Consider the following 21,248-nt stretch of genomic DNA (forward strand, 5'->3'; position numbering starts at 1 on the left):
TTCTTTTATTTTATCCCATCACTGCCGTTGCCAGTTGTTCGATAAAGGAATCCATTTTAAAAGGTTTTTGAATAAAAGATGTAGCAGGGTTTTTGAGTAGCTCCGATATTTCGGCGTTGGCGGTGTAGCCACTTGCAAAAATGACTGGCTGCTTGTGCCCCAAAGATTTGAGAGTTTTATAAAGTTCAATACCACCCATTTCGGGCATCATGATATCTAAAATAAGGAAATCAACTTGAGTTGGCTGATTGATAATTTCCAAAGCCTTGATGCCGTTTTCGGCTTTTATAACGTGCATGCCTAGCAATTCCAAAATGTCGCCAGCCATGTTGCGCATGTTTTCTTCGTCGTCAACTACCATCACTGTTTTACCTTTTAAGGAATGTAGTTTTTCTGGAGATGTTTTTTCTGTTTCTACGTCTACGCTTAAATCGGCATTCGAGCTTGGTAAATAAAGTGTAAACATAGTGCCGCGGCCTTCTTCAGAGTATACAAAAATATCGCCGCCATGATTTTGTACAATGCCCATTACCATCGATAGTCCAAGCCCGCTTCCTTTACCTACATCTTTGGTAGTGAAAAACGGGTCAAAAATGCGATGAATAACGTCTTTTGGAATGCCAGTTCCTGTGTCGGCAATGCTTAATTTTACATGGGGCCCCGGTTTTAAATGCTTTTTATATTCGCAGAATTTTTTATCGACTGTAAAATTGCTTGTTTCAAACGATATAGTCCCTCCTTTAGGCATGGCATCGCGTGCGTTAAGAGATAAATTCATAATACTCTGAATAAGCTGTGTGCTATCACCCTCAACATTCCAGAGGGTGGGGCTGAGTATTTTGTTGATGGTGATGTCTTTACCAATAGAACTTGAGAGCATGAGGATGGATTCTTCAATCAGGTTGTTGATATTCACAACGCGTTTTTCGTATTTCCCTTCACGGGCAAAACCTAATAATTGTTTGGTGAGTGTGGCGGCTCTTTTGGCCGATTGCGTAATAATAGAAAGTCTTTTTTGTGCTTTGGGATTATCCTGAAATTCGGTTCCCAGCATGTCGGCATAGCCCAAAATTGGGCCTAATAAATTATTAAAATCGTGAGCAATACCTCCGGCCAGTTTGCCGATAGACTCCATTTTTTGCGATTGTAATAGCTGGTTTTGAGTTTTGGTGAGTTGCTCGTTTATGGTTTCGGCTTTATTTAAGGCTAAATCCAGTTCACGGTTTTTTTGTTCCAATTTATTGAGGATGTCTTCACGTTCAGCTGCATGTTTATGCATTTCCTTATTTAACATGCGACCGTAAAAAGTGACTCCGCACACAATAAAAATAATAATACCAACAATTAAATATTCGTAGCTGCGGTACTGGAGTGCTAAGGTAATCTGTTTGCTAAATTCCTGATTTTGGATTTCGAAGGCTGTTTTTTGGAGTTGAAAAAAGGCTTCGTTCAGAAAAGCATACTTTCTATCCATGGTGGCCATGCGTTCGCCAGCTTTTGCTTCTTCGCCGTTTCTAAAATAACCAAAAATAAGATCAGCCTCATCTTTCATTTCGGTCATTTTTGTGTCAATTTTTTCTAACTCTAAAATTATTCTTTGGCGGTATTCGGGTGTGCTTATTGAACTGGCATCGATGAGGGCTTTTTCTCTTTCTTGCTTAAATGTAGTTAGTGAGGAATTGGCCTTGTTTTGTTCGCTTACAACATCTCTGGAATCAAATACATCGTTTCCGGGTGCGTTTACTTTTCCGCCCAAAATTTGCAGTTGTGTATACTCCTCAATACGGTGCGACCATTGCTGGTTAGTATCGATAGAACCCTGATAAAGCCCCATGATTTGGTGGTTTAAAAAGAGACTGATACCGATAGTCACCAGATCGAAGGCGGCCAGTACAAAGTAAAGCCAATACCATGTTTTTTTGTTGGTTTGGTTTTTTAGCATATTTTTAGGCTACGTAAAGTTTACGGCTTTTTTGACGATTACTTAAGAGAAAAAAAGCTGCATGAGAGCTTTTTCGAGGCTATGCGAAGCCCGGTGAGCCATTTTTTGAAGTTTTGGTATACTCATGATATTATTAGGTTTTTTGGCAAATGCCAGGGCTGCTTTGCCGGCACTGATATCGCCGTTTTCATGCATCATGGGGTTTTCGGCTAAGAAGCTGATATCTTCTTCTAATTCATCAAATATAACACGCAAAGCGGTGTAGGGCATTTTGTTATCTTGAGCCCACGTTTTTACCGTTTCATATTCCATGTCCACGGCAATTGCTTTTGTTTGCTGATGAAGGATTTCTTTTTCGGCTTTGTTTTTTAAAATAACGGAGCTTGAAGTAAACGAGCCGCTTGTCGCTGTGATATTGTTTAAAGTTAAAGAATTTTCCTCAGGTATAATTAAATCACCAGTTTTTAAAGAGGGAATGAGAGCCCCAGAATAGCCAATGTGGAGAATTTTATGATCCTGTAAATTAATGCTTTGTTTTAGGAGATCCAGATTTTTTAAGGCCGCTTCTTTTCCAATTCCGATTTGTAATAAATAAAGCTGCTCGCTTAGCTGATAAAGAGGCGGAAACTTTGTTTGCTGTCTAACAGCATAATGCTTTTTTAAAAAGCTCCATTCGGGCTTGGTGGCAGCAATTAAAAGGAGCGGGTTTCCAATCATAATTATATTTATTATATAGTCTCATGTTGCCGTCCATTCATAATTTGACACCCTCGTATATCCATGCTTTTAATTAGCCATGCGCAAATTGCATGTTTTTGTTTATCCTTTTTTGGCGTTTGCTATTACTTTTGCCGAGCCTTGTGTGCCCGCCAAAAAGGGACCACCACTACCGGGCCCTGGCGACGTGGTGTTTGAGGTACAGGCCAATTCGCCCCGGTTTGAAGAAATGGCGCGTACTGTTATAGCACCCGGGCAGTTTATGGCTTCCGACCGCGCTTTGGTAACCGCTGCTGTAAGTGGACAAATTGAAAAAATTAATGTGAATGAGGGCGATACGGTTCATACGGGTGATGTGCTGGCTATTATGCAGTCGCAATCAACCCAGCTGGCACTGGATACCAAGCAGGCCGAACTAAAAGAAGCCCAGGCCAAGCTTGAAAATGTTCGTAAGCTTATTCAGCAGGCACTTAACCCGCCAAATTCTAACATCACCGAAGCCGACAAGATATTTTTAGACGAAGAGGTTAATGAAGAAGCTCCCAAAAAAGAGTTGCCTCCGCCTCCACCGGTGCCCCAAACAGCCCCTCAGGATGATGAAAAGGTGCTCTTAGCAACCATAGACAGGCTTAATAAGGAAATTGAAACGCTTAATCAAAGCCTGGTGTCACTCACTCTGTTGTCGCCGCTTGATGGTATAGTAAAAGCTAAAACGGCTGTAGAAGGAAGACCTCTTAATGCAGGCGATCCATTGTTTGATCTGATTTCACTGAATCCCATCACGCTTAAAGCTCATGTGCCTCAGGATGTTAGTTCTTACATAGATAAAATGATCACAGTGTGGGCCACTCCAGCTGGAAGTACCGATATAAAAGTACAAGGCGTGGTGTCGTATGTAAGTCCTTCCATTGATCCTGCTACCGGTACTCTTGAGATAAAAATGAATTTTCCTAACGAAAAAAACGCCATTAAAGACGGGCAGGCGGGTGAGGCTATTATTAAAACTCGTAAATCCGAAAAAGTGCTGGTGGTGCCCAAGCAAGCCGTTTTGGACGAGGCCGGTCAAAAATTTGTGTATGTAGTATCGGTTAACAAGGCTCTTAAAACCCCGGTGGATATTGTACAAACCTTTGGCGATAAAGAAGTGGGTATTAATGCCGATATGCGTGTGGACGATTTGGTAATAACCTCTGGTTTTGATCGTGTGAGTAACGGCAGTTTTGTAAAAATTGTGGCCCCTACATCGCAACCCCAGGCCTTAACCCCCTCCCCAGGTTCTACTTGACAATAGCTTGTAAAAAATAATAAGGTCCCACCTCGTTTTGTTGATCTCCCTCGTTGAGGGGCTGAAAGGTAATAAGTTATGGAAATTCAAGCAGTTATTCAAACCGGCGGTAAACAGTATCAGGTTTCTAAAGGTTCTAAAATTGTTGTAGAAAAACTTGTGGGTGATGCCGGTAGTGAAGTTGTGTTTGATAAGGTGTTATTAGTAACAGGCGATTCTACCAAAGTGGGTGCTCCTTTTTTAAGTGGAGCCAAGGTAACAGGCAAAATTTTATCGCAAGATAAAGGTGATAAAGTGATTGTTTATAAGTTTAAACGCCGCAAAGGTTACCATAAAAAACAAGGTCATCGTCAATTAGAAACAAGAGTAGAAATTCAAGCCATTCAGGCTTAATCCCACTACGCTTACGCTTCGGGGATAAGAGCCTGTAACATTCTCCCAAGCGATAATTAACAGGCTCTAAGGAATTCATTATGGCACACAAAAAGGCCGGCGGGTCTACACGCAACGGACGCGATTCTCACGGGCAACGTTTAGGTGTTAAGCGTTATGGTGGTCAGTTGGTTAATGCTGGAGAAATCATTGTACGTCAACGTGGTACACAGATTCATCCTGGTTTAAACGTAGGTTGCGGTACCGATTATACTTTGTTTGCTAAAATTCAAGGGAAGGTAAAGTTTACTTTAACTTCGGGTGCTAAAAGAAAAGTACATGTGTTACCCGCTTAAGGGTTACGTAAGATGAAATACGAAAGGCCGTCCCACAAGGATGGCCTTTTTTTTTGGAGAGAATAACCCCCTCTAACTTTCCCTTAGTCTAAGGGGGAGAGAAAAGAAAGCCCCTCCCTTAGACTAAGGGAGGGTTGGGGTGGGTTACTCTTAAGATTTGCTTAATAGAGAAAAAATATGAAATTCGTTGATGAAGCTATTATAGAAATTAAGTCGGGGGCCGGGGGCCGGGGTTGCGTGGCGTTTAGACGTGAAAAGTATGTGCCGCGGGGTGGCCCCAATGGGGGTAATGGTGGGCGTGGTGGAGATGTTTTGGCTAAAGCCACTAAAAAACTCTCAACCCTTATGGATTTTAGATATAAAAAACATTTTAAGGCCCCTGATGGTGGTATTGGAATGGGTAGTTTAAAAGCTGGGCGACAGGGTGAAGATTTAATTTTGGAATTACCTTTGGGCACTCTTATATACGATGCCGATACCGAAGAACTTTTGGCCGATTTGGTGGATGAAAATCAGGTGGTAACATTAGCCTTGGGAGGCCGCGGCGGGCGTGGCAATACGGCTTTTAAAAGTTCGGTAAACCAGGCCCCACGCCAAGCCGAACCGGGTGGCGAAGCTGTAGAGCGTCGTATTCGTTTAGAACTTAAGTTATTGGCCGACGTAGGTTTAGTGGGAATGCCCAATGCCGGCAAATCAACTCTTTTGTCCAGCATTAGTCACGCACATCCTAAAATTGCCGATTATCCCTTTACCACACTTACACCCAATTTAGGGGTGGTGGAATTACCAGGCTATCAATCGTTTACCATGGCCGATATTCCGGGGCTTATTGAAGGCGCCCACGAAGGGCATGGTTTGGGAATACAATTTTTACGTCATATTGAACGGACCAAGGTGTTTTTGCATCTGGTGAGTCTGGGGCCCGATGAGCCCCTTGAACCTTACAAGCGTTATCAGCTTATCAATAAAGAGCTTAATGCTTTTGATGTGTCGTTTAAGAGACGCAATCAAATTATTTTGCTTACCAAAGCCGATTTATTAACTAAAAAAGAGGTAGCTAAAGTGGTCACTCTTTTTAAGAAGACGAAAAAGAAAGTTTTTGTTATTTCTTCTATAACGCGTGACGGATTAAAAGATTTGTTAAAGTATATTGGGACAGAATTAAAAAAATGAGTAAAACACACCAAAATATTATTTCTAAAACCCATCGTGTGGTTATTAAAGTGGGGAGTGGGCTTATTACCAACCACAAAGGTTTACGGATAAAATTTTTTAACGATATAGCCAGGCAGGTATCGCTTTTGCATGCTCGTGGTTTAGATGTGGTACTTGTTTCATCTGGAGCTATTGCTTGCGGGATGGATATTTTAAGCCTTAAAAAAAGACCAAGCGAAGTTAGTAAAAAGCAGGCGGCTGCAGCTTTGGGCCAACCCAAGTTAATGCAGCTTTATGGTAAAGCATTTACCCGTTACAAAATTCATGTGGCGCAAATTTTACTCACACGTCAGGAGCTGCATAACAAAAAAAATTATACAACGGCCAAACACACTTTTACCGAATTGTTTAAAACAAAAAGTATTCCCATAATTAACGAAAACGACTCAGTGGCGGTGGATGAAATTGTAGTGGGTGATAACGATCAGCTCTCGGCCATGGTGGCGCATTTGGTTGGCGCCGATTTGCTTATTATTTTAAGCGATATTGATGGTTTTTATGATAGCGATCCCAAGAAAAATCCAAAAGCCAGCAGGTTAGATGTGGTGAGCCGTATTGACAGTAAAACATTTAGTAAAGCGGGTGGAACCCTTTCGCAAAAAAGTACGGGTGGCATGACAACAAAATTAAAGGCTGCCCAAATTGCAAAAAAATCGGGTATTGCCACCTGGCTTGCCAGTGGACTTGAGAAAGATATACTAAAAAAGATTTTTAGCGGTAAAAACGTGGGGACAGTTTTTATTTAAATTACAGGAGCAGTAAATGGCAGTAAAAAAAGAAAAACCAATTCAAAAATTAGCACGGCTTACTCGCGAGGCTTCGTCTGAGCTTCTTACGCTTTCTAGCGATCAAAAAAACCAAATTTTAATGGAAATGGCGGAAGAAATTAAAAAGGAAATGCCATCCATTATTAAGGAAAATGAAAAAGATTTAAAAGCTGCCAAAAAGAAGGGGTTAAAAGGAGCTATGTTGGAACGTTTAGAGCTTAATGAAAAGCGCGTTCACGATATGGCAAAAGGTTTGGTTGAAGTAGCCAAGCTTCCCGACCCGGTAGGGCAAATTGTAAAAGAATGGGAACGTCCCAATGGTTTAAAAATCCGTCGCATGCGTATCCCTTTAGGGGTTATTGCGGTTGTTTATGAATCGCGTCCCAATGTAACGGTAGATGCAGCTGGACTTTGTTTTAAATCGGGGAATGCGGTTATCTTGCGCGGAGGTTCCGAGGCATTTTACAGTAATCAAATTTTAGGTAAGGTTTTGCAGGCTGTTTTAAAGAGGCATGATTTGGATTCCTCCGTAATTTCTCTTGTACCCTCACCCGATCGCAAGATGCTCACTGATCTCCTCAAACTTTCGCAATATATTGACGTAGTCATTCCGCGCGGCGGCGAGGGGCTGATGCGCTTTATGGAAGAGCATTCTTCTATCCCCATTATCAAGCACGATAAAGGGGTGTGTAATCTTTTTGTAGATGAATCGGCGGATATGGATATGGCCCGTGTAATTGTTGAAAATTCTAAAGTACAGCGCCCGGGGGTATGTAATGCTTTAGAAAATCTTTTAATCCACGAAAAAATTGCTCCATCCTTTTTGCCTATGATGTCTAAGCACTTTAATAAACTGAGTGTAGAGCTACGTGCCGATAAGGAAGCTTTAAAAATTGTTCCTACGCTTAAAAAGGCAAAAGATGCCGATTGGGATACAGAGTATCTCGATTTAATTTTATCGGTAAAAGTGGTTAAAAATATTGGCGAAGCTATCAATTTTATCCGTAAGCATGGTTCTAAGCACACTGAAGCTATTGTTACGCAAAACGCTGATCATGCCGATCTTTTTATCCGTTCGCTCGATTCCAGTTGCATTGTGGTGAACGCGTCCACCCGTTTTAATGATGGTGGTGAGTTAGGTTTGGGTGCTGAGATTGGTATTTCTACCACCAAGCTGCATGCATTTGGTCCGATGGGATTAGAAGAATTAACAACAACAAAATTTGTCGTCAAAGGCGATGGTCAGGTGAGAATCTAATATGAAAAAAACTAAAAAAAGTACAAAAAAAGTAAGTAAGAAACCTGTTAAGAAAGCTGTAAAAAAACCGGTTAAAAAAGTAGTTAAGAAAGCGGTTAAAAATGTAGTTTCTAAAAAAACAGTTAAGAAAGTACCGGCTAAACTCGTAAAAGCAGTTAAAAAGAAAGACCAGGCACCGGCTCATGTCACTCGTATTTATCAGATTTGTGATGATATGAAGGCTACTGATATCGTGGTACTGGATATGCAGGGGACGTCTAGCTTTACCGATTATGTGATTATTGCTTCCAGCTCCAATACCCGTCAGGTGGTGTCGATTGCCGATAAAATTAGCATGGATTTAAAAAGAGAATTTGGGAAATATGCTATTGGTGTAGAAGGTAAAGTGGGTGGCCAATGGGTATTAATTGATTACGGCGATGTGGTGTGTCACTTGTTTTTAGAAGAAACACGCGAGTTTTATCGCCTTGAAAAATTGTGGCACGATGCCAAGACACTTAAATTATAATGCCGGCAGTTCATCTTATTACAGTTGGCAAACTGAAGAATAAGGCTTTAAAGGAAGTATGTGAAGATTATGCCGGACGTCTTACGCATTATATTTCGTTTAAGATTATCGAAGTAAAAGACTCCAAAGCGGAGAATATTGCTAAACGAAATGAGGAAGAAGCCCTATCTCTTTTAGAGCATATTGACCCAGCCGATCAGGTGATTGGCCTTGATGTAAAAGGAAAAGAATATACAACCGAGAATTTTTCTTCTTTTTTAAATCAGTTTTACAGTTCCGGAAAAAAGAAGATGGTCTTTGTGATTGGTGGCTCGTATGGTTTGGGCGACAGCCTTAAAAAAAGAGCCAATGGTTTTTTAAGTTTATCGGCACTCACCATGCCACACGAACTGGCCCGTACGGTTTTTTTAGAGCAACTCTACCGGGCCCATACTCTGTTAAAGGGTGAAAAATATCATCATTAATATGAAACCATTACTACTCATGATTTTGGATGGCTGGGGTATACGCAAAGATAAAACCCATAACGGGATTGAACTGGCCCAAAAACCTTTTTTTGATTCTCTTATTAAAAACTATCCCAATACCGCTATTGATGCCTCCGGACCCGCTGTTGGTTTGCCTCAAGGTATTATGGGGAATTCGGAAGTAGGACACATGAATTTGGGTGCCGGTTCCATTGTATATACCGGTTTATCTCAAATTTATCAGGCTATAGAAAACGGCAGTTTTTTTAAAAACCAATTTTTGCTTCAGGCTATTCATGCTGTTAAAGGCACCGGCAAAAATTTGCATCTCATGGGTTTATTATCGGATGGCGCTGTGCATTCTCACCAAGATCATCTCTACGCGCTCATTCAAATGGCTAAAAGTGAAGGCGTTAACAATGTTTTTATCCATTGTTTTATGGACGGTCGCGATACAGCCCCCGAAGACGGTATTAAATATATTGATGCGTTAGAAGATAAACTCAAAGAAATTGGTGTGGGAAAAATTGCCAGTGTGTGTGGGCGTTTTTATGCCATGGATCGCGATAAGCGATGGGATCGTGTGGAACAAGCTTTTGATATGCTGACCGGAAGTTTAACCGAGGGCGAAATTTCTGCCCGCGAAATTGTTCAAAAATCATATGATCAAAATTTGGGAGATGAATTTATAAAGCCCAAAGTTGTGCTTCATAACGGCAAGCCTGTTGGTAGTGTTCAGGATGGCGATGCTATCATTTTTTACAATTTTAGAGCCGATCGGGCGCGTGAAATTTCGCATGCACTGGTTACCAAAAATTTTGACGGTTTTAAGCGTAAAAAGGAGCCGCAGTTATCGGCATTTGTATGCATGGCTCCTTACGATCAAGCGCTTAGTGCCCCTGTTGCTTTTTCTCCAAATTTGCCCACGCGAATTTTTCCAGAAATTATCAGCGAAAAAGGTTTGCGTCAGCTCCGTATTGCCGAAACCGAAAAATACGCGCACGTCACTTTCTTTTTTGGTGGTGGGCGTGAGGGAGTTTTTAAAAATGAAGAACGGGTATTAATTCCATCGCCTCGTGAAGTGGCCACTTACGATTTAAAGCCCGAAATGAGTGCGGGTGCCATTGCCGATGCTGTTATTCCATTGATTAACGAAGATAAAACCGACGTGGTAATTCTAAATTTTGCCAACGCCGACATGGTAGGGCATACGGCAAAAGAAGATGCTATCATTCGTGCGATTACTTATCTGGATACCTGTATTAAAAAAGTAGTGGAGGCTGTTCTCAAAAAGGACGGTACTGTGCTGGTAACAGCCGATCATGGCAATTCGGAAGAAACGGTCGATAAAAATGGCAAGCCACATACGGCACATACCACTAATTTGGTGCCTTTTATTGTGGTATCCAATCAGTTAAGCGTTAAACTCAAATCCGCCGGTGGACGTTTGTGTGATGTGGCACCTACCATGCTTAAAATTTTGGGGATAGATAAACCCAAAGAAATGACGGGTGATAGTTTGATTATCAATTAAATATGCTTTCCTTTTTTTTCCCCTCTCCGTGTTTGTCGTGTGGAGAATTATCCAAAGGGGTTTTGTGTCAAAACTGCTTTCAAAAAATAAAATGGATTTCTTCTCCGCAATGCACCCTTTGTGGCCTTCCTTTTGAAGAAAATGTTCCCAACAACCATCCTTGCCCGGCGTGTATCCGTAACAAGCCTCATTTTGATTGGTCGCGCAGCATGGCTTTGTACCATGAACCAGTCTCAAGTTTAATTACCTCATTAAAATACGAAAATAATTTTTCGCCTGTTTCTTTTTTAGCCAATCAATTGATAGAGCACATGTCTTCTTATTTGGGCGATGCAGATCTTTTAATCCCCGTACCTCTTCATCTAAAAAAATTAAAAGCGCGTGGGTATAATCAAAGTCTTCTTATTGTCGAAAAAGTATCCCATAAAACAAAAATTCCATTTTTAAGAGATTCTTTAAAACGAGTGATTGATACAGCCCCGCAGGTAGGTTTAGGTCGCGAAGAACGACTTCAAAATATGAAGGGGGCGTTTTTGTTTGAAGATAATCCGGAGCTTTTGAAAGATAAAAAAGTAGTGTTGATTGATGATGTGACCACAACAGGTGCTACCTTACAGGCATGCGCCAAAGCCTTAAAGGATCATGCCCCTCGTGAAGTGGGCTGTGTCACAGTTGCTTTTAAACTGTGAATTGTAGTGGGGCTTGTGCCACAGCAGCCACCAATATAAGCGGCACCATTTTCAATATAATAGTTCATTTCTGCTACAAACTGATCATCCGACATGGCCGGCAACCCTGTATTGGGTTTAACAATTAATTCTACCTCTGTATTTTTAAAACTACTAAACATGTCTTTTACCGATGCAGGCCCGTCACTGCAATTAAAACCCACATGTGTGAGCTTAAAATCCTGAATCAGTTTTTTGATTTCATCCGAGCTAATCAGCCAACCCTTTTGAGTTTTTGAAAAGAGTATCATGAGAGGGATATTTGTATGGGGGTAAGATTCAAGGGCGAGTCTTGCTTCTGCAGCTGTGATAAAAGTTTCCAGAATAATAAAATCCGGAGCGCGTTTGATGTGGCATGTATATTGCTGTTGATAGGATTTTTTTCGTTGATCCTCTGTTCCTGTAAAGAGTGGAGCGATAGAGGCACCAATAGAGGCCTTTGGGAGGAGCTGATAAGCTTTTGTGATAAGGGGTTCTAAATCGTCGTCTACCGTTAACCCAAACGTATTCGTTAGCAGCATCTGGCTACCGGCTTTTAAATAATCACGATGGATTTGGGCAACAAGATCAGGATGTGTGAGATTAATTTTACAAGAGGCACCCTCAAGCTTGATACCACGCCGGATGAGCTCGGTGCCTATGGCGCCATCCATTAAAATGGGTTTAGCCAACTTTTGCATTAGAACCTATAGGGGCTTCGGGAGTTACTAACACTAACTTGTCACCGTCTTTTGCAGCCAGCAGCATCCCAAAGCTTTCAATCCCCTTTATTTTGGCAGGCTTTAAATTGGCCACAATTACAATAAGTTTTCCAACGAGAGATTCAGCCGTATAATGTTGCGCAATGCCCGAAATCATCTGGCGTGTTTCACTTCCCAATTCTACCTGCAGCTTTAATAATTTATCGGTTCCTTCCACTTTTTCGGCGCTCAGTACTTTGGCAACACGTAAATCTACTTTGCCAAAGTCTTTAATATCAATCACACCCTCAAGAGTTTCTTCTTTTTTAGGTGCCGGAGCGGGAGTGGGTGCTGTTTTTTCTTCCATAATAATCCTCGGGAATAAGTTTAACTTTTGTTCTTTGATACTGTGTGCCTGATTTAAGGGGCTCTTTTTTAAATCGGCAAAAGCCATGGCCGATAATTTTTTAAAATTATCAAAGCCGTATGCAGTCCATATTTTTTCAATGGATGTGGGAATAAACGGGTAACATAACAAACATACTTGATAGAGACCGTGTACAACTTCTGTCAGTACATTCGACAAGATATCAGTTTTCTTTTCTTTAGCGAGTGTCCATGGGGCTTGTTTATCAATGTATTGATCAATCGAGGTGATATAGGCCCAGATTTTTTCTAAAGCCAAATGACTTTGAACATCGCCACCTTCCATGGGATTTAACAGTTTGGAAACTTCTCCGATCACTTTATCAATACTCCTAATCTCGGAGGCGCTTGTTGAAAGAGGCGCAAGCTTACCGTCTTGATATTTCCAAATCATCCCCAAAATTCGGGCAGCTAAATTTCCCAAGCCATTCGCTAAATCTGCATTGTAGCGTTCAATAAATCCATCCCAGGTAAAATCGGCATCGTCACCAAAGCTGGAATTTCTCATTAATGTGTACCGGAGAGCGTCACTGCCAAAGTCTGGATACTTAGCGAGGATATCGAGTGGCGTGACCACGTTGCCCAGCGACTTACTCATTTTTTCGCCTTTTAAATACACAAAACCATGGCCAAAAACATGTTTGGGGAGAGGTAAGCCGGCGGACATCAGCATGGCCGGCCAGATGATGCAGTGAAAGCGTGTGATATCTTTGCCTACGATGTGAGTTACGTTCTGCCAGTAGGGATTTTTTTCTAATTCGTTTAAATTTTTAACGTCTAAGAGCGAAATATAATTAATGAGTGCATCAAACCATACATAAAAAACATGTTTTTGGTTTAAAGGAACGGGAATGCCCCAGGTAAAGGTGCTGCGTGAAATACTAAAATCTTCTAATCCGCCCTTAATAAAATTAACCACTTCATTTTTACGTTTGGCGGGTAAGATAAAATTAGGGTTTTTTTCGATATGGGCCAGTAACTGATCAGTATATTTTTTAAGTTTAAAAAAGTAATTTTTTTCTTTAAGCCATTTTGGTTTTTTTTGGTGATTTTTACAGAGGCCATTTTCTAAATCTTTTTCGGTATAAAAAGCCTCACACGATTCGCAGTACCAGCCTTCGTAGTCGCGTTCTTCAATATCCCCTTTTTTTACAACACGATCAAAAAACTCATACACAACTTTTTCGTGGCGGGGATCGCTTGTCTGGATAAAATTATCGTAGCTGATATTGAGTTTTTTCCAAATATCTTCAAACTGCGGGCGCATGCCGTCGCAATAGGCTTTGGGCGAAAGGTTTTTCCCTTCTGCGGCTTTTTGCACATTGGCACTGTGTTCATCGTTACCCATCTGAAACAAAACGTTTTGGCCCAGAAGTTTGTTCCAGCGTACCAAAATATCGGTGCCAATTTTTTCGTAGGCCGTGCCAATATGTGGCAGGCTGTTGACGTAATCGATTGCGGTTGTATAAAAAAGTGTACTCATGAGCTTAATCCCAAAAACAAATTTTCCAAGGCTAAAGCCTTATTCACGTTTCGCTTCATATCTTTTTGGGTTTTTTCAATCAATTCTATTTTTTGCATGAAGTTTGTGTCGCCGCTACTTACCATTTTTGTAAAAAAGTTTTTCTTTAAAAACTGGAGCCCATCGGCAGGATCATAGTCGGCTTTTACCCATTCATCCACTTTTTGCTTAATATGAGTAAAGCTGGCTTTTCCTTGTGTCAGAGTTTTGCAGTCATCCAAAAAGGCATTCAGTTCATCCGAATAGAGTTTTAGAGCATAACCGGGAGAGCCCTCAGCTATTTCCAAAACATGTTTTAAACCAATGCTATCGGCTTCCACCTGTGTTTTAAGCCACTCTAGCGTGGTTTCAAAGGGAGGTGGATTAAAATGTAATTTGCGGCAACGCGAGCGTATGGTGGGGAGAACGCTAAAGAGTTGAGACGCTACCAAAATAAAATAAGTATTGGCAGGTGGTTCTTCCAAAGTTTTTAAAAGGGCATTGCCAGCTTGGGTGGTCATTTCGTTAATATTATTAATCACCACAATTTTGGCTTTGGCCTCCAGCGGAGCCATGGAAATGCGTTTTTGAAGGGAGCGCACATGATCAATTTTTACTGTTTCATTCTCGCCATCTAAAAAGAAAAAATCGGGATGTTGATTGGAGGATACTTTTAAGCAAGCAGCACAAGTGCCGCAGGGCAATTGGCTTTTAGGTTCGGTATCGCCAAAGAGAGAGACTGTATCTTGCGGGTTTTGGATTTTTTCACAAAATGAATAAGCCACAAAAGTGCGGGCTACCAGTTGTTTGCCAATACCACTTGGCCCATAAAATAAGTAGGCTTGGGCCAAGCTTTGATTTTGGGCTTCGTGTATCAGTTGCTGCCAATTATGTTCGTGACCAAAAAACTTCATGCCAGTAACGCCTCTATTTTTTGTATCACCATCTGATGAATGGTTTCTTTACTTCCGGAGGCATCAATAATTTCAAATCGGTGTGGCTCATTTTTGGCTAAGGCTAAGTAACCAGCCTGAACTTTTTTATGAAACTCCAGTTTTTCGTTTTCAAAACGGCCTTCATCGGTAGTGGCCTGTGCATTGCGATCGAGCGCCCGCTTTAATCCTATAGCCGGGTCTAAATTAAACAAAAAAGTTTTATGCGGAGTTAACCCCTGGGTGGCCATCTTATTTAAGTTATCAATCAGCTTTAAATCGAGCCCTCGGCCATAGCCTTGGTAGGCCAGGGTAGCATCGGTAAAACGATCGCACAGAACAATCTGGTGATTGAGAAGGGATGGTTGAATGAGTTCCTCCACATGCTGAGCTCGTGATGCCGTGTAGAGGAGAAGTTCGGTTAAGGGTTTAATTTCCTTGTTTTTAGAATCGAGCAAAATACTGCGGATAGCGTTTGCTGTGGGGGTGCCTCCCGGTTCGCGTGTGAGTTTTACAGATACCCCTTTTGATTTTAAATATTGTTCTAACAGGGCTATTTGCGTGCTTTTGCCACAGCCTTCGGTACCTTCAAATGTAATAAAAAGTGAAGAGGGCATTTCTAGGTATATAGGGGCAAGAAGGGGAAAATACAAATAAAAAAGCCCCTCCCGTGAGGGAGGGGCTTTTTATAAAACAGTCTAATTTATAAATTAGAAAGTATAGGCAAATTGAGCCAAGAGCGACTGAGCATCAGAGTTAGCCTGAGCTTTAGCAGCTTTTACCCAATCATAACGGTATTCTAATTTCATTTTAGCACCGTCAGCAATTTGGTAACCTACACCCAAAGTACCTGATAAAGAGGTACCTTCGAAACCGGTTGTTCCACCAAGACCGGTGTAAGCGCCACCAGTGGTAGAAGCAGGGTCAGTAATACCGATGGGATCCATTTCCCAAATGTAGCCAACACGGCCAGTGATATCCCAAACATCGCTAGCTTTGTAGTTCAAAGCAGCTAAGCCGGCAATCGCAGTACGTTTGTTGCCACCAGCTACGCCAGTGTCAGACGAACGGTATACACCTTCAGCAGCAACGCTGATGGTATCGGAAGCAGCCCACATGAAATCTACGTCGCCGTAGAAATCAAAATCGCTGTTGCCAGCGGTTTCAGGACCAAAACCACCGGAAATACCTAAGGTAGATTCGCGACCTTCTTCACCCCAGTTAAAGCCCAAGCGTACAAGGGCAGAAGGGATGCGGCTATCGCCAAAACCAGCAGCGTTTAAGTTGTTAACAACGCCAACGTGCAAGTCTACTAAATCGCTGAAAGCGTAGTAGATTTTAGCACCGGTAACGCTGGTAGGGGTCATATAGCGATAAGGAGCAGCATACGAGATGAGCCAGTTATCGCGGCTATCAACCGATTCAACACCAACAGGGGCATTGAATTTACCGAACAAGAATTCGATACCATTGCCAGCAGCGATGTTGGCGGTAACATAAGCTTGTTCTACGTTTACAACGTCACCACCAGCTCCTGTGCCATTGGTGTTAGCCAAGTCACGGAAGTCGAGGTCGGCGCGAAGGCGGATGTTTTCGCCAAAGCTTTTTTGAAGATCAACTTCTACTTGGTTTACAACCATGCGGAAGTGATCGCCGTTGCTGGTGTTACCAATGGCAGCGCCATTGTCGTAATCAGCAAGGCCACCGATAGAACCAGTGGTTCCAGCGGCGTCTTTATCGTCGTGCTGCCAGCCACCAACTATGTCAACGGCGCCGGAAATTTCCAGGCCTTCGCTAGCGGGAGCAGGAGCAGGTGTGCCATTGGCACGTGCGCTTGTGGAAGCCATAACCATGGCGGCCAACAAGCCTGTGTATATGAGTTTCTTCATGTTGTTTTTCTCCTTTTAATTAGGTTCATACAGTCCATCAAAATAGACAAAAAGGGTATAAAACCCCCTTTGGCTTCCTTTGATATTTCATTTTCATACATTACGTATTCACTCGGGCTTGTGGCCAAAGTGTGGATGAACGGACTGTATTGCAGGCGAGTGTAAAGACATTAACGCTCGATGTCAAGAAACGAATTGGGTTTAATTACATATTAAATTGTATTCAATTAAGTATAATTATATGTCAATTATATGTCGTTTTTGGGGGTTCACCCCTATACGCCGAATGACAGAATGCGTCAAGGTTTATGATGACGCAATGCGTATAGGGTTAGCTATTGTCGTCTTTCTTTTGTTGGAGTATGGTGTGTTCCTCATGAATACATCCCCTATCCTTATAGTAGATGACGATCCGCAAGTTCACAAAATGCTGGGGGCTGTGTTAACGCCAAAGCAATATTCTATTTTATCGGCTGGTGATGCCCAGGAAGCGTGGGGTATTCTAAAAACCAAAGCGCCCCGTTTAGTACTTCTGGATATCATGATGCCTGGTATGAGTGGTATTGAGCTGTGCAAAATGATCCGCGAAGACCAAGATTTAAAAGATACCTTAGTCCTCATGATTTCGGCCAAAGATAGCCAAACCGATCGCTTGGCTGGTTTGCAATATGGGGCCGATGATTACGTGACCAAGCCTTTTCATGTTTCTACCCTTGTTAACAAAATAGAGCATATGCTCTCCAAAGTAGCCTAACTCACTTTTTAAAAGGAAAATTATGGAAACCCTTGCTGTTACTAAAGCCGAACTTTGTTTTTTATCCACTATTTTTGCGATGTTTGTACTGGCTAACGTGGTGTTGTTTCGGTTGGCTTTTGCCCGCGATAGAGGGGTTAAAGCAAAACAAGTATCTATGGACTACTATAAGTTATTTAATCAGGGAGACGAAACTGAAGGTGCCATTAAAGCCAAGCGTAATTTGGCCAATTTATTTGAAATGCCTGTTTTCTTTTATGCGGCCGTTATTGTTATTTTTATCACTCATCGTTTAGACCCCTTATTTCACGGGTTAGCTTGGGCTTATGTAGGGTTGCGCGTGGTGCATACACTTATTCATCTTACCTTTAATCATGTGATGTTACGTTTTGCGGCTTTTTTAACGAGTAATATTATTTTAATAGTGATGTGGATTAGGTGGTATCTTACAATTCTTAATTCTTAAGCCGATATCCAGTTTTAAAAAGACGGGCAATAATGGCTAGGCACGAAATCATAAACACGGCAATCATCATGAGACTGTGTTCTACACCCACATCCGATGTTTCGTAAAAACTCCATCTAAAACCACTAATCAAATACACCACAGGGTTTAAGAGTGAAATTTTTTGCCACAAGGGGGGGAGCATGTTGATGGAATAAAAACTGCCGCCTAAAAAGGTAAGGGGCGTAATCACAAGTAGAGGAATAATTTGTAATTTTTCAAAACCATCGGCCCATATACCAATAATAAAACCAAATAAACTAAAGGTGACGCACGTTAAAATAAGAAAAGTAGCCATCCAAAAGGGATGTTTAATTTCAATAGGCACAAAGAGGCTTGATGTAATGAGAATAATACTGCCAATAATGAGCGATTTAGATGCTGCGGCTCCCACATAACCTAAAACAATTTCTACTACCGAAATAGGAGCTGAAAGGACTTCGTAAATAGTTCCCGAGAAACGAGGAAAATAAATACCAAAGGAGGCGTTAGAAATGCTTTGGCTTAAAACAGCCAGCATAATTAAACCAGGCACAATAAAGCTGCCGTATTTAACGCCATCTATTTCACTCATGCGGCTGCCAATGGCCGAACCAAACACCACAAAATAAAGGGAGGTAGACATCACCGGCGAGGCAATGCTTTGCCCAATGGTGCGCCACATGCGTGACATTTCAAATTTATAGATAGATTGTACGGCTCTATAGTTCATCTTTTTACTAATTGCACAAAAATATCTTCCAGCGAACTTTGGCTGGTATTGATATCTTTGTATTTTACCGTGGTGTCTCCCAATTTATTCAGTAGGGTGGCAATGCCATTGTCTTCTTTGCTGGAATCGTAGGTGTAAATGAGTTGCATCTTATTTTTGGAGAGCTCTAGCTTATAGTCTTTCAGTAACTCAGGAATAATATCAAGCGGCTCTTGCAAATCGAGTGTTAATTGTTTGGTGCCCAGTTTTTTAATGAGCTTGTGTTTGTCTTCCACTAATACCAATTCCCCTTTATTGATAATGCCAATGCGGTCGGCCATTTCTTCGGCCTCGTCTATGTAATGCGTTGTTAAAATTACAGTTACACCCGATTCGCGCAAAATACGTACCTGTTTCCACATGTCGTTACGCAATTCTACATCTACACCCGCAGTAGGCTCGTCTAAAAATAAAATCTTGGGTTCGTGCGAAAGCGCTTTGGCAATCATCATGCGGCGTTTCATCCCGCCCGATAATGTCATTACACGGTTATCTTTTTTATCCCATAGAGATAATTTTTTAAGAATGTCTTCAATGTAAGCAGGGTTTTTTGGTTTTCCAAAAAGCCCGCGGCTAAAGCTTACCGTGTTCCACACGCTTTCAAAGGCATCGGTTGTTAATTCTTGCGGTACTAAACCAATAAGCGAGCGCGCGGCGCGGTAATTATTTACATTATCATGCCCGTCTACTATCACAGTCCCTTGAGTGGCCGTTACAATGCCGCAAATAATACTGATGAGTGTGGTTTTTCCGGCACCGTTAGGACCCAAAAGAGCAAAGATCTCACTTTTATGCACATCCAAATTAATATTTTTAAGCGCGTCAAATCCGCCTTTGTAGGTTTTGTTGAGATTGGTAACAGAAAGAATAGGGGCCATGGAGTAATGTGTATAGCGGATGCAAATGATTTTGGAAATAAAAAACCCCCCGCTTGTGGCGGAGGGTTTTTTGTAACTAAGTTGGGATGAACCCGGGGGCTTTACATCATGCCGCCCATACCACCCATACCACCCATTGGAGGCATACCGCCGCCAGCAGGGCCGCCGCTGCCTTTGTCTTCAGGCTTATCGGCAATCATGGCTTCGGTGGTGAGCATCAAGGATGAAACCGAAGCTGCGTTTTGAATGGCAGTACGGGTTACCTTGGTGGGATCAATCACACCGGCTTTAATTAAGTCTTCATACTTTTCGGTTTGAGCATTAAAACCAAAAGCACCGCTGTTTTTCTTTACTTCTTCAACAACGATGGCGCCTTCTAACCCTGCATTGCCAGCAATTTGGCGAAGAGGTTCTTCTAAAGCGCGTTGAATGAGAGTTACACCAAATTGTTCTTCTTCAGACAATTTGATTTTAGACAAAGAAGCAATGCAGCGGATTAAGGCCACACCACCGCCAGGAACAACACCTTCTTCAACAGCGGCGCGGGTAGCATGCAAAGCATCTTCCACGCGGGCTTTCTTTTCTTTCATTTCCACTTCGGTAGCAGCGCCTACGTTAATAACGGCAACTCCGCCAACTAATTTGGCCAAACGTTCTTGTAATTTTTCGCGATCGTAATCGGAAGTGGTTTCTTCCATCTGAGCACGAATTTGTTTTACACGGCCTTCAAGATCGCCTTTTTTACCAGCGCCATCGATGATGGTGGAATTTTCTTTATCAACAGTAATACGCTTAGCTTGGCCCAAATCTTTTAATTCGATTGAATCAAGCTTAATACCCAATTCTTCGGCAATTAATTTACCACCGGTTAAGATGGCAATGTCTTCAAGCATGGCTTTACGACGATCACCAAAGCCAGGGGCTTTTACAGCACACACTTGGATGGTGCCGCGCAATTTGTTTACCACAAGAGTAGCAAGGGCTTCGCCTTCTACTTCTTCGGCAATAATCAAAAGAGGGCGGCCTACTTTGGCCACTTGTTCAAGCACGGGGAGTAAATCCTTCATGCTGGAAATCTTCTTTTCGTTAATTAAAATTAAAGGGTTATCCAAGGTGCACAACATGCGTTCGGGATCGGTTACAAAGTAAGGAGAAAGGTAACCGCGGTCAAATTGCATACCTTCCACTACATCTAAAGTGGTTTCCATGCCTTTAGCTTCTTCAACGGTAATAACGCCTTCTTTGCCTACCTTATCCATAGCTTCGGCAATGATGTCGCCGATGGTGCTATCGTTGTTGGCTGAGATAGCGCCTACTTGAGCAATTTCTTTTCTGTCTTTGGTTTGTTTAGACAATTTTTTAAGGTCGGCAACTACAGAGGCAACCGCTTTATCGATACCGCGTTTAATAGCCATGGGGTTATGGCCAGCGGCTACAAGCTTGGAACCTTCGCGGTAAATTGCTTGGGCTAATACAGTAGCAGTGGTGGTTCCGTCACCGGCGTTATCCGATGTTTTGGAAGCCACTTCTTTTACCATTTGGGCACCCATGTTTTCAAACTTGTCTTCAAGTTCTACTTCTTTAGCAACAGTTACACCGTCTTTGGTAACTGTGGGAGCGCCAAACGATTTGTCGATCACCACGTTACGGCCTTTAGGGCCTAATGTTACTTTTACGGCGTTTGCTAATACGTTAACACCGTTTAAAATTTTGGCTCTCGCCTTTTCGTCAAAAATAATTTCCTTAGCCATACATTACTCCTTCAATTGATTGTTATTAAAAC

General features: G+C 41.9%; 22 protein-coding genes. 12 read left to right on the forward strand and 10 right to left on the reverse strand.

All coding sequences use genetic code 11. The features are described 5' to 3' along the window. Positions 1–10: 10 nt before the first annotated feature. Together K1X76_05660 and K1X76_05665 are read right to left on the reverse strand one after the other, a co-directional pair. Positions 11–1,942, reverse strand: a complete 1,932-nt coding sequence (locus K1X76_05660; protein ID MBX7148553.1) for a response regulator — start codon at positions 1,940–1,942, stop codon at positions 11–13. Positions 1,943–1,984: 42 nt separating this feature from the next. Continuing rightward, positions 1,985–2,659, reverse strand: coding sequence for a hypothetical protein (locus K1X76_05665; GenBank protein ID MBX7148554.1), 675 nt, complete (start codon positions 2,657–2,659; stop codon positions 1,985–1,987). A gap of 79 nt (positions 2,660–2,738) precedes the next feature. On the opposite strand from K1X76_05665, the gene K1X76_05670 reads away from it, so the two are divergent. The 10 genes from K1X76_05670 to K1X76_05715 all read left to right on the forward strand — a co-directional run bounded on the left by K1X76_05670 (position 2,739) and on the right by K1X76_05715 (position 11,110). After that, the gene (locus K1X76_05670; GenBank protein ID MBX7148555.1) at positions 2,739–3,944 is read left to right on the forward strand and encodes an efflux RND transporter periplasmic adaptor subunit; all 1,206 of its coding nucleotides are present in this window, start codon (positions 2,739–2,741) and stop codon (positions 3,942–3,944) included. Positions 3,945–4,028: 84 nt separating this feature from the next. Next, positions 4,029–4,337: a 50S ribosomal protein L21 gene (gene rplU / locus K1X76_05675; GenBank protein ID MBX7148556.1), complete on the forward strand. Its 309-nt coding sequence runs from the start codon at positions 4,029–4,031 to the stop codon at positions 4,335–4,337. Positions 4,338–4,417: 80 nt separating this feature from the next. Continuing rightward, positions 4,418–4,672 (forward strand): 50S ribosomal protein L27, encoded by a 255-nt coding sequence (gene rpmA / locus K1X76_05680; protein MBX7148557.1) that lies wholly within the window; start codon positions 4,418–4,420, stop codon positions 4,670–4,672. 177 nt (positions 4,673–4,849) lie between these two features. After that, entirely contained in the window at positions 4,850–5,845 is a 996-nt protein-coding gene (gene obgE, locus K1X76_05685; protein MBX7148558.1) for a GTPase ObgE, read from the forward strand. Further along, positions 5,842–6,633, forward strand: a complete 792-nt coding sequence (gene proB, locus K1X76_05690) for a glutamate 5-kinase (protein ID MBX7148559.1) — start codon at positions 5,842–5,844, stop codon at positions 6,631–6,633. Before obgE ends, proB begins: the two co-directional genes overlap by 4 nt. A 16-nt stretch (positions 6,634–6,649) precedes the next feature. After that, on the forward strand, positions 6,650–7,912 hold the full coding sequence (locus K1X76_05695; GenBank protein MBX7148560.1) for a glutamate-5-semialdehyde dehydrogenase: 1,263 nt from the start codon (positions 6,650–6,652) through the stop codon (positions 7,910–7,912). A gap of 214 nt (positions 7,913–8,126) precedes the next feature. After that, positions 8,127–8,420, forward strand: a complete 294-nt coding sequence (gene rsfS / locus K1X76_05700; GenBank protein ID MBX7148561.1) for a ribosome silencing factor — start codon at positions 8,127–8,129, stop codon at positions 8,418–8,420. Then, positions 8,420–8,884 carry a 23S rRNA (pseudouridine(1915)-N(3))-methyltransferase RlmH gene (locus K1X76_05705; GenBank protein MBX7148562.1) on the forward strand — a complete coding sequence of 155 codons (465 nt, stop codon included), beginning with the start codon at positions 8,420–8,422 and terminating at the stop codon, positions 8,882–8,884. Before rsfS ends, K1X76_05705 begins: the two co-directional genes overlap by 1 nt. Beyond that, a complete protein-coding gene (gene gpmI / locus K1X76_05710) occupies positions 8,880–10,421 on the forward strand; it encodes a 2,3-bisphosphoglycerate-independent phosphoglycerate mutase (protein ID MBX7148563.1) in 1,542 nt (513 codons plus the stop codon). Before K1X76_05705 ends, gpmI begins: the two co-directional genes overlap by 5 nt. Positions 10,422–10,423: 2 nt before the next feature. Next, positions 10,424–11,110 (forward strand): ComF family protein, encoded by a 687-nt coding sequence (locus tag K1X76_05715; protein MBX7148564.1) that lies wholly within the window; start codon positions 10,424–10,426, stop codon positions 11,108–11,110. Here the strand turns inward: K1X76_05715 and K1X76_05720 are convergent. The 5 genes from K1X76_05720 to K1X76_05740 form a co-directional block, all read right to left on the reverse strand. Further along, positions 11,062–11,829 carry a homocysteine S-methyltransferase family protein gene (locus K1X76_05720; GenBank protein ID MBX7148565.1) on the reverse strand — a complete coding sequence of 256 codons (768 nt, stop codon included), beginning with the start codon at positions 11,827–11,829 and terminating at the stop codon, positions 11,062–11,064. The two genes, K1X76_05715 and K1X76_05720, sit on opposite strands and share 49 nt — an antisense overlap. Next, positions 11,813–13,738, reverse strand: a complete 1,926-nt coding sequence (metG, locus tag K1X76_05725) for a methionine--tRNA ligase (protein MBX7148566.1) — start codon at positions 13,736–13,738, stop codon at positions 11,813–11,815. The genes K1X76_05720 and metG overlap by 17 nt, the downstream gene beginning before the upstream one ends. Further along, positions 13,735–14,670 carry a DNA polymerase III subunit delta' gene (holB, locus tag K1X76_05730; GenBank protein ID MBX7148567.1) on the reverse strand — a complete coding sequence of 312 codons (936 nt, stop codon included), beginning with the start codon at positions 14,668–14,670 and terminating at the stop codon, positions 13,735–13,737. The genes metG and holB overlap by 4 nt, the downstream gene beginning before the upstream one ends. Beyond that, a complete protein-coding gene (tmk, locus tag K1X76_05735; GenBank protein MBX7148568.1) occupies positions 14,667–15,305 on the reverse strand; it encodes a dTMP kinase in 639 nt (212 codons plus the stop codon). The genes holB and tmk overlap by 4 nt, the downstream gene beginning before the upstream one ends. A 93-nt stretch (positions 15,306–15,398) precedes the next feature. Beyond that, positions 15,399–16,577, reverse strand: a complete 1,179-nt coding sequence (locus K1X76_05740; protein ID MBX7148569.1) for a porin — start codon at positions 16,575–16,577, stop codon at positions 15,399–15,401. A 319-nt stretch (positions 16,578–16,896) separates the two neighbouring features. On the opposite strand from K1X76_05740, the gene K1X76_05745 reads away from it, so the two are divergent. Beyond that, positions 16,897–17,331: a response regulator gene (locus K1X76_05745; GenBank protein MBX7148570.1), complete on the forward strand. Its 435-nt coding sequence runs from the start codon at positions 16,897–16,899 to the stop codon at positions 17,329–17,331. A gap of 22 nt (positions 17,332–17,353) precedes the next feature. Beyond that, entirely contained in the window at positions 17,354–17,797 is a 444-nt protein-coding gene (locus K1X76_05750) for an MAPEG family protein (GenBank protein ID MBX7148571.1), read from the forward strand. Here the strand turns inward: K1X76_05750 and K1X76_05755 are convergent. The 3 genes from K1X76_05755 to groL form a co-directional block, all read right to left on the reverse strand. Beyond that, entirely contained in the window at positions 17,787–18,548 is a 762-nt protein-coding gene (locus K1X76_05755; protein ID MBX7148572.1) for an ABC transporter permease, read from the reverse strand. The two genes, K1X76_05750 and K1X76_05755, sit on opposite strands and share 11 nt — an antisense overlap. After that, positions 18,545–19,465, reverse strand: a complete 921-nt coding sequence (locus tag K1X76_05760; protein MBX7148573.1) for an ABC transporter ATP-binding protein — start codon at positions 19,463–19,465, stop codon at positions 18,545–18,547. Before K1X76_05760 ends, K1X76_05755 begins: the two co-directional genes overlap by 4 nt. A gap of 101 nt (positions 19,466–19,566) precedes the next feature. Beyond that, the gene (gene groL / locus K1X76_05765) at positions 19,567–21,216 is read right to left on the reverse strand and encodes a chaperonin GroEL (protein ID MBX7148574.1); all 1,650 of its coding nucleotides are present in this window, start codon (positions 21,214–21,216) and stop codon (positions 19,567–19,569) included. Positions 21,217–21,248: the final 32 nt, after the last annotated feature.

It is taken from the genome of bacterium, from assembly GCA_019695305.1.
Lineage (GTDB): Bacteria > UBA10199 > UBA10199 > UBA10199 > JAIBAG01 > JAIBAG01.

Bases quoted from the DNA above. Each gene is read 5' to 3' on its own strand.
- K1X76_05660 (MBX7148553.1), bottom strand. From the start codon at position 1,942: ATGCTAAAAAACCAAACCAACAAAAAAACATGGTATTGGCTTTACTTT.
- K1X76_05665 (MBX7148554.1), bottom strand. From the start codon at position 2,659: ATGATTGGAAACCCGCTCCTTTTAATTGCTGCCACCAAGCCCGAATGG.
- K1X76_05670 (MBX7148555.1), top strand. From the start codon at position 2,739: ATGCGCAAATTGCATGTTTTTGTTTATCCTTTTTTGGCGTTTGCTATT.
- rpmA (MBX7148557.1), top strand. From the start codon at position 4,418: ATGGCACACAAAAAGGCCGGCGGGTCTACACGCAACGGACGCGATTCT.
- obgE (MBX7148558.1), top strand. From the start codon at position 4,850: ATGAAATTCGTTGATGAAGCTATTATAGAAATTAAGTCGGGGGCCGGG.
- proB (MBX7148559.1), top strand. From the start codon at position 5,842: ATGAGTAAAACACACCAAAATATTATTTCTAAAACCCATCGTGTGGTT.
- K1X76_05695 (MBX7148560.1), top strand. From the start codon at position 6,650: ATGGCAGTAAAAAAAGAAAAACCAATTCAAAAATTAGCACGGCTTACT.
- rsfS (MBX7148561.1), top strand. From the start codon at position 8,127: ATGAAGGCTACTGATATCGTGGTACTGGATATGCAGGGGACGTCTAGC.
- K1X76_05705 (MBX7148562.1), top strand. From the start codon at position 8,420: ATGCCGGCAGTTCATCTTATTACAGTTGGCAAACTGAAGAATAAGGCT.
- K1X76_05715 (MBX7148564.1), top strand. From the start codon at position 10,424: ATGCTTTCCTTTTTTTTCCCCTCTCCGTGTTTGTCGTGTGGAGAATTA.
- K1X76_05720 (MBX7148565.1), bottom strand. From the start codon at position 11,829: ATGCAAAAGTTGGCTAAACCCATTTTAATGGATGGCGCCATAGGCACC.
- metG (MBX7148566.1), bottom strand. From the start codon at position 13,738: ATGAGTACACTTTTTTATACAACCGCAATCGATTACGTCAACAGCCTG.
- holB (MBX7148567.1), bottom strand. From the start codon at position 14,670: ATGAAGTTTTTTGGTCACGAACATAATTGGCAGCAACTGATACACGAA.
- tmk (MBX7148568.1), bottom strand. From the start codon at position 15,305: ATGCCCTCTTCACTTTTTATTACATTTGAAGGTACCGAAGGCTGTGGC.
- K1X76_05740 (MBX7148569.1), bottom strand. From the start codon at position 16,577: ATGAAGAAACTCATATACACAGGCTTGTTGGCCGCCATGGTTATGGCT.
- K1X76_05745 (MBX7148570.1), top strand. From the start codon at position 16,897: ATGCGTATAGGGTTAGCTATTGTCGTCTTTCTTTTGTTGGAGTATGGT.
- K1X76_05750 (MBX7148571.1), top strand. From the start codon at position 17,354: ATGGAAACCCTTGCTGTTACTAAAGCCGAACTTTGTTTTTTATCCACT.
- K1X76_05755 (MBX7148572.1), bottom strand. From the start codon at position 18,548: ATGAACTATAGAGCCGTACAATCTATCTATAAATTTGAAATGTCACGC.
- K1X76_05760 (MBX7148573.1), bottom strand. From the start codon at position 19,465: ATGGCCCCTATTCTTTCTGTTACCAATCTCAACAAAACCTACAAAGGC.
- groL (MBX7148574.1), bottom strand. From the start codon at position 21,216: ATGGCTAAGGAAATTATTTTTGACGAAAAGGCGAGAGCCAAAATTTTA.